The 12,757-nt window shown below is 64.9% G+C and carries 8 protein-coding genes; 5 read left to right on the top strand and 3 right to left on the bottom strand.

The annotated features are described in order from the left end of the window. Window positions 1–169: 169 nt before the first annotated feature. Genes HY921_06795 through HY921_06785 form a run of 3 tightly spaced genes read left to right on the top strand, consistent with a single transcriptional unit; the run spans window position 170 to window position 3,029 of the window. The gene (locus HY921_06795; GenBank protein MBI5630574.1) at window positions 170–1,006 is read left to right on the top strand and encodes an SDR family NAD(P)-dependent oxidoreductase; all 837 of its coding nucleotides are present in this window, start codon (window positions 170–172) and stop codon (window positions 1,004–1,006) included. Then, window positions 1,003–2,208 (top strand): hypothetical protein, encoded by a 1,206-nt coding sequence (locus HY921_06790; GenBank protein MBI5630573.1) that lies wholly within the window; start codon window positions 1,003–1,005, stop codon window positions 2,206–2,208. Before HY921_06795 ends, HY921_06790 begins: the two co-directional genes overlap by 4 nt. A gap of 20 nt (window positions 2,209–2,228) precedes the next feature. Then, window positions 2,229–3,029, top strand: coding sequence for a hypothetical protein (locus HY921_06785; protein MBI5630572.1), 801 nt, complete (start codon window positions 2,229–2,231; stop codon window positions 3,027–3,029). Here the strand turns inward: HY921_06785 and HY921_06780 are convergent. Further along, on the bottom strand, window positions 3,010–6,264 hold the full coding sequence (locus HY921_06780; protein ID MBI5630571.1) for a UvrD-helicase domain-containing protein: 3,255 nt from the start codon (window positions 6,262–6,264) through the stop codon (window positions 3,010–3,012). The two genes, HY921_06785 and HY921_06780, sit on opposite strands and share 20 nt — an antisense overlap. Further along, the gene (locus tag HY921_06775) at window positions 6,261–9,314 is read right to left on the bottom strand and encodes a PD-(D/E)XK nuclease family protein (protein ID MBI5630570.1); all 3,054 of its coding nucleotides are present in this window, start codon (window positions 9,312–9,314) and stop codon (window positions 6,261–6,263) included. Before HY921_06775 ends, HY921_06780 begins: the two co-directional genes overlap by 4 nt. Window positions 9,315–9,355: 41 nt before the next feature. Here HY921_06775 and hisS point away from each other — a divergent pair, with 41 nt between their 5' ends. Then, on the top strand, window positions 9,356–10,660 hold the full coding sequence (gene hisS, locus HY921_06770) for a histidine--tRNA ligase (GenBank protein MBI5630569.1): 1,305 nt from the start codon (window positions 9,356–9,358) through the stop codon (window positions 10,658–10,660). Here hisS and HY921_06765 read toward each other — a convergent pair. Further along, complete coding sequence (locus HY921_06765; protein MBI5630568.1) at window positions 10,632–11,804, bottom strand: XdhC family protein; 1,173 nt, start codon at window positions 11,802–11,804, stop codon at window positions 10,632–10,634. The genes hisS and HY921_06765 overlap by 29 nt on opposite strands. Before the next feature lie 91 nt (window positions 11,805–11,895). On the opposite strand from HY921_06765, the gene HY921_06760 reads away from it, so the two are divergent. After that, window positions 11,896–12,750, top strand: coding sequence for a hypothetical protein (locus HY921_06760; protein ID MBI5630567.1), 855 nt, complete (start codon window positions 11,896–11,898; stop codon window positions 12,748–12,750). Window positions 12,751–12,757: the final 7 nt, after the last annotated feature.

Here is a 12,757-nt window from a genome sequence, read left to right as displayed (position 1 = left end):
AGAAGCTGGGGATCTTTAAACCCAGTTGCCCTAGGACCTGCGCCCCATGCTTATGTAGGACTTTTGTCAATCGTGTGTTAGGCCTTTAGTCTCATAACAGGCGGAGTGGATTTTTGGAAAATGGCTGCGGTGTTTAAGGAAAATTAGATGCTTCTCACGGCAATCTGACATGGCCTTCCGCGGCAAGGTCTTCTTCATCACGGGAGCTTCCTCGGGAATCGGCAGGGAGATGGCGCTCCAGCTCTCCCGCCAGGGCGCCCTCCTCCTATTGGGAGCGCGAAACCTCAAGGCCCTCGAGGAGCTCAAGTCCGAGATAAACTCCGTCGGCCCTAGCCGCTGCGAGGTCGCGCGTTGCGACGTGACGCGCCGGGAGGAGCTCGAGGCCTGCGTCGCCCAGGGCCTAAAGCTTTTCGGGAGGATAGACACCGTCGTGGCCAACGCGGGCTTCGGGGTGTACGGGAAGTTAGAGGAATGCGACCTGGAGGATTTCCGCAGGCAATTCGACACCAACGTCTTCGGCGTGCTGAGGACGATCTACGCCAGCCTCGACGCGCTCAAGAAAAGCCGCGGGCAGCTCGCCATCATCGGGAGCGTGGGAGGCTACATCGGAAGGCCGGGACTTAGCGCCTATTCCATGAGCAAGTTCTCCCTGCGCGGCCTGGCCCAATCCTTGAGGGAAGAGCTGCGCCCCTGCGGCGTGCGCGTGGCCTTGATTTCCCCGGGCATGGTGGTCAGCGACGTGCGCAAGAACGCGGTCTTGGGCGCGCGAGTGGACAAGGGCCTCAAGTTTCCCGAAACGCAGTTCTTGAGGGTCAAGACCAAGGTCGCGGTGGCGGAGATCCTGGACGCCCTCAGGAAGGGCAAGGAAGAGGCCGTCATCACCCGCCACGGGCGGGTCTTGGCGGGCCTCATGAGGCTCATGCCCGGCCTTACCACCCGCGCCCTGGCCGGCCTTCACCGGAGCCAGGAGAGGAAACTGCTCGGAGCGGAGGACGCAAGAATATGAGAAACGCCATCCTGGAGAATAGCGCGATTGAAGGGTTAAAGACCTTCCAAGAGGCTTACATCACTGGAATCGGGAAATTCCTTCCCAACAAGCCCGTCCATAACCATGAACTTGAGAACTATCTGGGGACCCTCAATTCCCGCGACAGCCGGGTAAGGGACATCGTCTTGAGCCGAAACGGAATCAAGCAGCGGCATTACGCCTTGGACCCCGGGACGGGGCGGCCCACCCACACCAACGCCCAGTTGGCGGCAGCGGCGGGAAAGGCGGCCTTGTCCGAGGCGGGCCTGGGCCAGGAGGAAGTCGAGCTGCTCTGCTGCGCCACCACCGGCCCGGACCAGTTGATCCCGAACCAGGCGGCCATGGTGCAGGCCGAGATGGAACTCCCGACCCTTGAAATCGCGGCCACCTCGGGAGCCTGCTGCGCGGGCGTGACGGCCTTGAAGTACGCTTGGATGGCCGTGCGCGGGGGGCTGCGCCGCAACGCCCTGGTGACGGCCTCCGAGAACGCATCGGCCAGCCTCTGCGCGAACATATTCGCCAAACGCTTCCCGAACCCCGATGCGGATCTCCTGGAACGCAATCCGGCACATAGCTTCGACGGCATATTCCTGCGCTGGATGCTTTCCGACGGGGCGGGCGCTTTCTTGATCCAGGGCCGGCCGGGGCGGGGAGAAGGGCTCTCCTTCAAGATAGAATTCGTGGACCTCTGGTCTTACGCCCATCTTTACGAGCCATGCATGTACTGCGGAGCAATCAAGGACGAGGAGGGGTTCCTGGGATACAAGGGGCATCTGCCCCCCGGCGACGCTGAGGATTTGGCCGAATGCCTGATCCTGCGCCAAGACGCCAAGCTTCTAGACAAATACATCATCAAGACGTTTGGAGAGGCCCTAAGGGACTGCGCCATAAAATACGAGCTCCTGAACCCGCAAATAGACTGGTTTTGCCCCCACGTCTCCTCCTATTACTTCATGGACAAAGTCCTGGCCGAGGCGGCAGCCAGCGGGCTGGATTTCTCGGGCAAGACCTTCACAAACCTGGAGACGACCGGGAACACCGGCTCCGCGGCCATTTTCATCATGTTGGAGGAGCTGGCCGCAAGCGGAAAGCTTAGGCCGGGCCAGAAAATCCTGTGTTTCGTGCCCGAAAGCGCCAGGTTTTCCATGAGCTTCTTCCTTTTGACGGTCGTAGGCCATTAAAATAAAAACGCCCCTCGTCCATGGCGCCCAAGATCGCTTTCGTCTACTATTCGCAAAGCGGCCGAACACGAAAGGCTCTCGAGGCATTCGCTCGAGCCTGGCAGGATGGTTGGGAGGTCCGTTGGCTGCCGATCCGGACCTCGCAAGAATACCCCTTTCCTTGGAAATTCTTCGATTTTCTGGACGTGTTCCCCGCCTGCCTCCTGAAGCAACCGCCTGCCGCGAGCCTTGAGGAGCCCTCTCTGCTGCAAGAGGCCGATCTCGTCGTGCTCGGCTTCCAACCGTGGCACTTGGCCCCGTCTCTGCCCGTCCAAGGCTTCCTCAAAGGACGCGATGGAGGTCTTCTCCGGGGCAAGAGAGTCTTCACCGTGGCGACATGCCGAAAAATGTGGTTCTGCGCTCACCAGACGGTTTTGGGCGAGCTACGCCGCCTGGGGGCCAATCCCATAGGCCATGCCGCCCTTTGTGACAATGCCGCGATCGCGCGCTCCTTTCTCGGCACCTTCCGTTGGCTTTTGACGGGAGAAAAAAAACCTCAGCTTGAATCTCTTGAAGGGATTTCTAGTCACGCCCGGAAAGTGCGCGAAAGCCTGGAATCCGGCCGACTTGGGAATCTGGACCTTTACCGCCTAGGCTGTAGGAGCGCAGCCATCGAGAAGATGGCTCAGCGTTACTACCACTGGCTGGCCGAGTCTTTGGCCGCTTTCGAAAAAGGAACCTTCGCGCGCAGGATAGCTCTTTGGGGCCTTTTCGTGAACATCGCGGCCCTGGCCTTCTTGCTCAGCCTTGTCTCCCCGATTGTCAAAGCCGCAGAGGAATAAGCCGGAACCGGGCCTTAACACCCAGGGCTTTCTCCACGGCCGCGCGGTAAGCCGCGCCCTGGCGTTCGTACTTGAGGGAGAGGGCGGCTTCCCTACCCGGGGCCGCGCGCTCGGTTTTATAATCAACGACCACGACCTCGCCGCCCAGGCGGTAGACCAGGTCCATGACCCCGCGCACGACGGCGCCTTCCTGGGCATAGACGAACGGAATCTCCCTCCCCAGTATCTCGGCCCGGGCCAGTTCCCGGGCGGCGTCGGATCCCATGAAGGCCGACAAAATCCCATGGGCCTCGCGGCCCAAGGCCTTGAAGTGGCGGCCCGGAGACCCGCGGCCGACGGCCAGCGTGGTCTTGGCGACAAGCTCCTCAAGCGGGGGGCCCGAGCCGCGAAAATCCCACTGTTCTAAAACCTTATGGCAGATCCGCCCCAGGAGGGCCGCCGTCCCGATCGCCGGACCGCTGGGCAAAGGGTTCGGCGACGCGTAGCCGGATTCCTCATTGCGCGGGAGCTTCGAGGGGCTCAGCGTCCAGGGCAGGCTCCGAGCTTGGCTGCGCCGGATCTTTCGCTCGGCCCAGGCCGCGGCCCATGAATCGGCGTCCGTCTTGCTTGGGAAGTTGGTCGGAGACAGGCCAGGCGAGAGCATGGCTCGTTCCGGGCTGGATGCCGCGCCGTCCGTCTCAGCCCTGATCCAGCGCACCGGCAAGCCGAGGCTTGGAGCTGGTGCCTCGTCCTCACCGGCCTCTGAAGGCCAGGCCCCGGCCCTGGCCAGGATCTCGGAGAGCGACTTGCCGGAAGGCTTGACCTTGCCCAGGATGAACAGCTTCTCCTTGGCCCGGGTGAGAGCCACGTACAGCAGGCGCAGGGCCTCGTGCTCCTGCCGGATGTCCTCTTGGACCTCGAGCCAGGCCATGGAAGCGTCCGCGGCCTTGAGCTTGGGCAGGCGCAGGCCGACCACGGCGGCACTCCAATCCGTTAGGGAAAGCGCGCGCTTGCTTTGGCCTCCCGGCGCGCCGGAGGCGTTGGCCAGGAACACCACGGGGAACTCCAAGCCCTTGGACTTGTGGATGCTCATGAGGCGCACCGCGTCGAAGGACTCGTCGGCAAGCGGGCTTTCCCCCTCCTTGCGCAAATCATGGACGTGCCGGCCCAAGAGCTCGATGAATTCCCGGAGCGTCATGGCGCGCTCCTCGTTGGCCGAGGAGGCCAGGCGAGATATCTTGAGGAGGTTGGAGACCGTCTGTTGGCCGTGGTAGGCCCTGGAGGCCAGCTCGAGAAGGAAGGTCTTCTCTAGGACCAGGGGCACGAACTCGGACAAGGGCCGGCGGCCGACCTGGCTCCTGAGATCGCGCAGCTGCTTAAACAGCCGGCCCAGGCGCCCGCGGGAGCGCTCGAGGCTGGCGGGAGGGTCCTTGAGGTAGGAGAGCCCCCCCGCTCGAGCGAGCTCGTAGAGCTCCCGGTCCTCAAGCCCTCCCAGCGCGGAGCGCAGGAGCCCGGCCAGGGAGACGCGGTCCTCGGGGTTGTCCAGGACGCGCAGGAGATTCAGGAAATCGCAGATCTCCTGCGTGCCGTAAAAATATTTCTCGAACTCGACGGCGTAGGGGATGTTCTTGCCCTTGAAAACGTCGAGGAGGACCTCGAGGGGTGCTGCGCTGCGCAGAAGTATCGCCACGTCCCTGTACCGGCGCCCGTGCCCGCGGCTCTCCATGATCCAGTCCGCCATCCATTCCGCCTCCCGGCGCTGGACGGCCTCGGCCGCGAGCTCCTTATCCCGTCCATCGGCCGCCGCGACGCAGATCAGCTCCAAGCCCGGGCCGGCGGCGGCCGCCGGCCCGGGCTTCTTGGCCGCGGAAAGCTTCTTGTACGGAGGCTGGAGGCCCGGCTCGTAGCGCATGATGCGCTCGAAAATCGCGTTGACCGGCTCAAGGAGCCCCAGATCGCTGCGGAAGTTGGCCTGCAAATCGCAGGAGAGGGCCATAGGACCGCTTAGGACGCGCTCGGTAAAGCGCTGGTAGGCCGCGATGTCGGCCCCGCGGAAGCGGTAGATGGACTGTTTGGGGTCCCCCACCACGAAGAGCCGGCCCGGGCCCAGCTCCACGTCCTCCCAGCGCCGCGCGGCCCGGCCCTCCGCCTCGGCGAGGAAGAGCAGTATCTCCCCCTGCAGGGGATCGGTGTCCTGGAACTCGTCTATGAGAAGGGCTTTGTAGCGTTTTTTAAGCTCCTCGCGGACCGGGAGGCGGTCGCGTACGAGATCCCGGGCCCAGCGCAGGAGGCCGTCGAAGGAGATAAAGCCTCGCCTGCGGTATTCGCGGCGCAAGGCCGAGGCGAAAGGCTCGACCAAGGCGCAGGCCCGGCGGACCAAAGCCTCCTCCTGGGGGGAAGTCCTCTCCGCGATCTTGCGGGCCCGCTCGTAGAGGGCTTGCCCTGCGTGATCCCAATTCTTGGGCCAGGCGGACTTGCCTAGGGGACGAGAGTCCGGCGGCTTAAGCGCGGCGGGACTCGGGCCGCGGTGGGCCTCGGCCAAGGCCCTCAAGCGCCCGGTCAGATCCCCCAAGGATTCCGCGATCTTGGAGGAGCGATGGGGCAGGGGATTTCGCGACGCCATCCCCGACAAGGCCTCGGCCGCCTCCTCGAGCCAGGCGGCCACCCTTTTCTGGGGCTTGCCGACAAGACTTAAGTCCAGGCCTTCCGAGGACAGCTCCCGGGCGAGAATCTCCAAATCCTCCAGCGAGGCCAGCGCCAATATGTCTAGCCAGGCCTGCGGCCTAGGCGCGGCCTCGCCCAGCTCGCGGTCGAGCCAGCGGGACCATTCCGCCTCGAAGAGCTCGTCGAAGAAGTCCCCCTCGTCCACCGTGAAATCGGGGTCCACCCCCGCCTCCACCGGATAAAGCCTCAGCAAGTGCGCGGCGAAGGAATGAATCGTGCCGATCTGGGCCTTCTCGAGCTCCTCCAGGGCCTTTTGGGCCCAGGCCGGCGCGCCGGCCGCCGCGATCTTGGACAGCTCATCGGCCAGCCGCCACTTGAGCTCGCCCGCCGCTTTCTCCGTGAAAGTGAGGACCACGAGCGAGTCCATGGGCAGGGCCTCCCGATCCGGCCTCCCCTCGAGAAGCGCCAGGATCCGGCCGATGAGAAGCGTGGTCTTTCCCGTGCCGGCTCCCGCCTCCACCACGAGGTTGGAACCGAGGGCCTCGAGGGCCCGGCTCCTGTCGGCCGCGTCCATCGGCAAAGGCCCGCTCATTCTTTCCCCCCGGTCCGGCTTTCGGCCGCATGCGCGCGCCGGCGGGTGGGGCCGTGGCTCTTCCGGCAGAGGGCCGAGAAATCGCAATAGCGGCAATGGCCGAATTCCCCGTCATCGGGCCGGATAGGGAAGCGCCCCTGGGAAATTTCCGCAAGCCTCTCGCGGAGCAGCGCCAGGAAAGAAAGGCGGTCGCGCTCCCACTCACCCCCCTCGTAGACATGTTCGCGCTGGGCCTTGCCCCCCTTGCCGGAGGCCTCCAGCGGGATCAGGCAGGCCGAGATCATCCGCGCCTCGGCCCCGAGCTCGGCCTGGGCGAGCTCGGCGTAAATGGGAAGCTGATACATCTCGCCCTTGGCCACAAGGCCGGCGATCTTGAGCTTGGAGGCAAGGCGCGTCTTGTAATCCACCACCCGGAAGCGACGGCCGGTCTCGTCGAGGTCCAGCCGGTCCACGATCCCGCGCAGGCGAAGCCCGGAAAGGCCCTCGGGCAGCTCCCCCGGGCAAGGGGCCGAGAGGCTTTTCTCGAGCCAGGCTGGACTCAGGCCCGACTCGCGCATTTGCGCCAAATCCCAGGCGATGAAGTCGCTCAGGCGGGACAAAACCCCTCGCTTGACCGAGAGCCAGAGCACCGGGTAGATGCCGAGCTCTTTCCAGCCGTACTCAGAGAAGACCTCCTCCACGACCTTCTCAAGACGGGGAACCCAATCCAGACCTTCCTCAACACGGATATTCTTGTAGAAGCGCTCGAGGGCCCCGTGGTAGATTCTGCCCCGGGCCCAAGCCGCGAATTCCCCCTTCTCCGAGGGAGATTCATCCCGGCCCAGCTCCAGCACACGGTCGGCGAAGAATTGGAAGGGACACCGGGCGAAGCTCTCCAGGGCGCTCGGGGAGATTCCCTTCTCGCGCAGGCTCCTCAAATAGCCCGCGGGCGGGCCCGACAAGCCGTCCCGGGGGCCGAGGCCCCCCCAGGACGAGAGGGGCCCGAGCGACGCGAAGGATTCCCGGAGAAGCTCTCCATCGAAGCCCGCCAGGCCCAAGGCCTCGCAGGGGGGAAGGCCCCCTTCGAGGCCGGCGCGCAGCGAGAATTCCTTGGGAGACAAAAGCTGGGGCTCGCAGGAGCGCAGTTTTTCGGCCGGCTGGCGGGAAATCCTCCGGTTGACGCGCTCGTCCGACAAATCCGCGCCCCGGGCGCGGCACAGCTCGCGCAAGTACAAGGAGGCGATCTCTGCCTTGCCGGCCTCGTCGGAGCGCGGGTACACGGCGTAAAGCCTTTCCCGAGCCGAGGAGACGAGAAGGTGGAACAAGAGTTTCTCCTCCTCGTGCCCGGCCAATTTGCGGGAAATCCAGTAGCCGGCGGGATGGCGCAGGGCGGCCCGGGCGGAGTCGCGCAAGAGGGGATCCTCGATAACCGGACGCGGGAAGAGCTTCTCCTTGAGGCCGATCATGAAGAGGATCTTGAACCCGTCGCCTCGGGCCTCCATGGCGTCGCGCACGCGCACCCCTCGGCAGCCGGGGCTAGAGGCCAAGGAGGCCGCCTTGAGTTTGGCCTCGAGAACTTCTAGGAAATCCGCCCGGCGCGCGGGCAGACCTAGGGAATCGAAGGCCGCCATGGATTCGAGGGCCTGGAGGACCCCGTCCCAGGCCTCGGCCTCGGGGCCTTGGGGCTGGGCGGCAAGCCCCAGGTGCCGCTCGAGGACAGCGCGGGAAGACCGCGCGAGCTCCCCCCAAGACCCGGCCGGCGCGGATAGCTCCCGCCTCAAGCCGGAAAGCCAGGACCAGAGGGCCTCGCGTTCCGGGCGGAGCTTCTCCGAGTCCTCGGGCAAGGGCCCGGTGAGCTTGCCTTCCCATTGCAGCCAGCCGGAGCGAATCCCGAGGCGCCCGACAAGCTCCCTCCAGCGTCCGGGGGTTCTCGGCCCCGAGCCCCGGGGGGACTGGAAATAAGGAGAGCAGAACAGATCCTCGACCATGGGGGCCGGGAAATCCCGCTCCGCCAAGACGAGCAGATTCAAGGCCTTCTTGGCGATGGGATGGCGCAGGAGAGGCTCGCCGGGATCCCAATCGTAGGGGATGGCGTTCTCGCCGAAAACCTCCATGATCTGAATGCGATAGGGGGCCAAGGTCCGGGCGGCCACGCCTATGTCCTCGTAGCGGTAGCCCTCGTTCTCCACCAGGCGCAGGATTTCCTTGGCGCAGGCCCAGACCTCGTCGCGGGCCCCGGAAGCGTTGATGACCTGTAGTGCCGGGCCTTCCGTTTGGCCCGGTGAGAGGGAGAGCTCTTCTACCTCGTGGCGCAAAAGCTTTTCCTCGAAGAAGGACTGGGCGAATTTGTAGGCGGGACGAGCCCGCTCGTAAGGAAAAAACAGGACGCAGGGATGCGCGGCCGTGACCGCCTCGAAAAATTCGAGCTGGAGCCCGGTCAAGTCGTAGAACCCGTAATACAGGATTTCCTTGAAGCCCGCCAAGTACCGCGAGCCCTCCGCCCGCTCGGCGGCCAGGCGCGTGAGGCCTGAAGAGGCGAGGAGGCCAAGCTCCTCCAATCGCTTTTCATAAGCCTCGGCCAGGCGCAAGAGAGCCCAAAGTCTCTCCTTCTCGGCTGGGGGCAGGCCCAGCTCCCCCGCGAAGTGCTCCGCCAGAGCATGCGCCGAGACCCCGGCGTCCATCAAGTCCTTGAGGCTCGCCCGCAGCACTTTGGCCAGGGCCTTGGGCCGCGCGACTCCCATGAACAGGGCCCCCAGCTCAGGGCGCTGTTCGAGGAGCTGGTCGAGGGTCTTGTCGAGGAAGGCGGAATCGCCGATCCAAGCCTTGGGCGAGGGCTCGCCCTCCTCGAGGAGGCGCTGGGCCAGGCTGAAGAAGGTGTGGAAATGGACGTTGAGAAGGCTTTGCCCCCCTTCCACGGCCGCCAGCCTCTCGAGTCTGCCCACCATCCTCCGCGAGGGCGCTACCACGGCCACCGGCGCCCAAGGGCTCTCGGCCTTGAGGCGGGCGAGCTTCTCGACGAAGGCGCGCTCGAGATGGGGATGGAAAGGGCCGTATTTTACGGTGAGCGCCATGACCTATTTTATTTTATAATGGTGTCGGACTTCTAATTACCATGGGACTCTCCGTCACTCCCCCCTCCGGCTTTCGGGACTGCCTCCCGGACTCCTGCCTGCGCCGCGCCGGGGCCGCGGCCGCGATCTCCAAGGTCTACCGCTCCTTCGGCTTCATGCCCATCGCAACCCCCGCGGTGGAAAGCCTCGAGGTGCTCATGGGCAAGGGCGCGGGGGAGAACGAGAAGCTCATCTTCAAGATCTTGAAGCGCGGGGAGAAGCTCGCCGAGTCCCTGGAAGGAGGCGAGCTCGCCGATCTGGGGCTGCGCTTCGATCTGACCTTGCCCCTGGCCAGGTTCTACAGCCGCTACGCAGGCCAGCTTCCCCGGCCCTTCAAGGCCTTCCAGATCGGGCCGGTCTGGCGCGCCGAAAGGGCCCAGAAGGGACGCTACCGGGAATTCTACCAATGCGACGCCGACATCATCGGCTCGGAGAGTCTCCTCTGCGAGGTCGAGGTCATCCACGCCATTTCAAGCGCCTTCCTGGCCCTTAAAATTCCCCAGCCCGCGGTGATCATCAACGACAGGTCGCTGCTTCACGCGGTCCTGGCCCAGGCCCAGGTGCCCCAAGAAAAGGCGGGACAGGTCTGCGTGCTGTTGGACAAGCTCGACAAGGTCGAGCGGGAGGAGGTCCTGGCGGAACTCGCGCCCCTGGTCGGGGCCGCGCCGGTCCGGACCCTGGAGTCCGCCTTGATGTCGGATCAGCCCGATTTGGACCGGCTCCGCGCGGCCGACGCCGCGGCCTTGGCGCGCCTCCTGGAAATACAAAAAACCCTGGCCGGGCTCCTGGAGCCAGGCTGCGTCAAGATCTCCCCGAGCCTGGCCCGCGGACTCGACTATTACACGGGCACCGTGTTCGAGTTCAGGCTGCCCGGTCTTTCGGGCTCGTTGGGAGGGGGCGGCCGCTACGACCGGCTGACCGAGAAATTCGGCGGCGCGCCGGTGCCGGCCTGTGGGGGAAGTTTAGGCTTTGAGCGCCTCATGCTTCTCCTGGAGGAATCCTCCGAGAGCCAAGCTCCTCCCGGCCCGGACGCCTGCGTGACCGTGTTCTCGAAGGAGCTGCGCTCCCTATCCATCGCGGCCGCGCGGAAGCTGCGCGCCGCGGGCTGGGAAACGGACCTTTACGCCGGAACGGGAAAGCTCAAGGCCCAATTCAAGTACGCCGACGCCCGGCACGCCAAGCTCGCCGTGATCATCGGGCCGGAGGAGGCCGCAGGGGGCCAGGTCAAGGTCAAGGACTTGAAAACCGGCGAGGAGCGCCTCTTAAGCCTGGAGGAACTCAGAAGCCGCGCCGTTGCGGGGGAATAAAGGGAAGCTCGAGCTCCTGGGCCGCCATGCGGGCGACGCGGCCGCGCGGCACCTGGCTTCGGGCCCTGCGGCCCGTCATGGTCGCCAAGTCCCGACCGCGGCCCGAAATGCTGCGGCCTCCGCGGCCCGAGCGGACAGCTAAAATCTCGGAGGCCACGCTCAAGGCCGTCTCCTCGGGGGTCTCGGCGCCGAGGTCGAGGCCGGCCGGGGCGAAAAGAATCCCGGGGCGGGGCAAGACCTCCAGGACCGAAAGCTCCGCCAGGATCTTTCGGGTCCTCCGCGCCGGACCGATAAGCCCCACGTAGGAAGCCGGGCTCTTGAGAGCTCCCTGAAGCGTCTCCAAATCCAGGGCGTAGGAATGGGTCATGACCACGATCGATGTTTCCTCATCGGGAACCGCGGCCCGGCGCATCTGCTCCCAGCCGCCCTCGATCAAGGCGAATCGGCGCGACCCCCACTCCTCGGTTCCGAGACGGCCGGGCCGGGGATCGGCCGCGTACACGCTGAAGCCCAGGCCGGAGAGATGCCGGGAAAGCTTGGCCGCGTCCCGGCCCGAGCCGAAAATCAGGACCTTCCCCATCGGCCGGATGGGGCATAGAAAATCCCGTTCGGTTCCCCCCGACGACGCGCTTTCCACCAGCTCCGGGCTCGTCTCCCGGTAGCATTCCCTAACGCTCGGATGGTTGGGGCTGTAAAGAACCCTTTGCCCGACGCGCCCGCCCTCCACGCGCAAGACGCAGACCAAGCCCTGGTCGCGCAGGATAATCTCTCGGATCCTGCGCAAAGGCTCGAGAAGTTTAAAGTTGATGGGCTCAAAGAACACCTCCAGGCGCCCCGGAGCCCCGAGCCCGAAGCCGAGTATGGGATCGTCCTCGGCAGTCTCGAAGCTCGATAGGCGGGACCCAGAGCCCGCGAAGAGTTCCTCGCAGGCCCGCCTCCAAGGAGCGCTGAGCTCGAACGCGGGAATAACGCCCGAGCGCTCGGCCGGCCCAGCAACCAGAACGGCCATGGCTCCTGCCCGGCTGTAAACCGAGCCGTCCAAGGAAACCACGGTGGCCAGGGCAGCGGGCCTGGAGTCCCCGACTATGAGGTCCTCCATGATCTCGACAAGCTCCAGGAGTTCCCCCGGACGGATGCTGTTCATGACCGAAGCCTCGAAGCCATGCCCAGTATTTAGCCCTGGAAATTTCAAATTGCAAGGGGTAAAATCTCGTGGGCCGTCCGCGAAAGCCCCTATGGCGATCCCTTCCGAGAGCGAACTGCGCAGCCTCGTGCTCCTCCTGGACGAGGATGACGCCGCGAGCCTCGATCTGGTCTGCCGGCAGATCCTCATGATCGGCGAACCGATCATTCCCTATCTCGAGGAGCTGAGGCTCAAATCGGGCTCAGAGATCGCGGCCAAGGCCGAGAGCCTGGCCCGCCAGGTCCGCTTCAAGAATCTGCGTGAGGCCTTCCTGCGGCTCTCGGTCTCGCCCAAGCCCAGCCTGGAAAAGGGCGCGCTCCTGATCGCCCGCTTCGGCTACCCCGGCCTCGACCCCGCGGTGTACGGCTCATGGTTTGATCGCGTGGCTACGGAGCTCGAGGACTCGCTCCCCACGGACGCGGACGAGGCCGTGGCCTTCCAGCGCCTGAACCTCCATGTCTTCCAGGCCATGGGGTTTGCCGGCAACGAGACCCGGTACTACGACCCCGACAACTCGTACTTAAACCGCGTGATCGAGACTCGAAGGGGCATTCCCATCAGCCTGTCGGTGCTGTACATCCTGTTGGCGCACAGGCTGCGCCTGCCGGTCTACGGGGTGGGCACCCCGGGCCATTTTTTGGTGGCCTTCAACCCCGGCTCCTACACCTGCTATATAGATACATTCCATCACGGCAAACTCCTCGACGTCAACGAGGTGCGCCGGATGCTGGTCAGAAGCGGCTACGAATTCCGCGAGGAATTCCTGAGGCCCTGCCCGACGCGCGAGATCCTCGTGCGCATGATGAGGAACCTCATCTCCGTCTACCAGAAGGAAGGCCTGGTGGACCGGGCCGAGATGCTCTCGACCTTGGTCGAGATAGTGCTCACCAAGAAATCCCCGCGTTAAGCATTCA

It is taken from the genome of Elusimicrobiota bacterium, from assembly GCA_016218575.1.
Classification (GTDB): domain Bacteria; phylum Elusimicrobiota; class Elusimicrobia; order UBA1565; family UBA9628; genus JACRDN01.
This window is presented reverse-complemented; position numbering and strand designations above follow the sequence as displayed.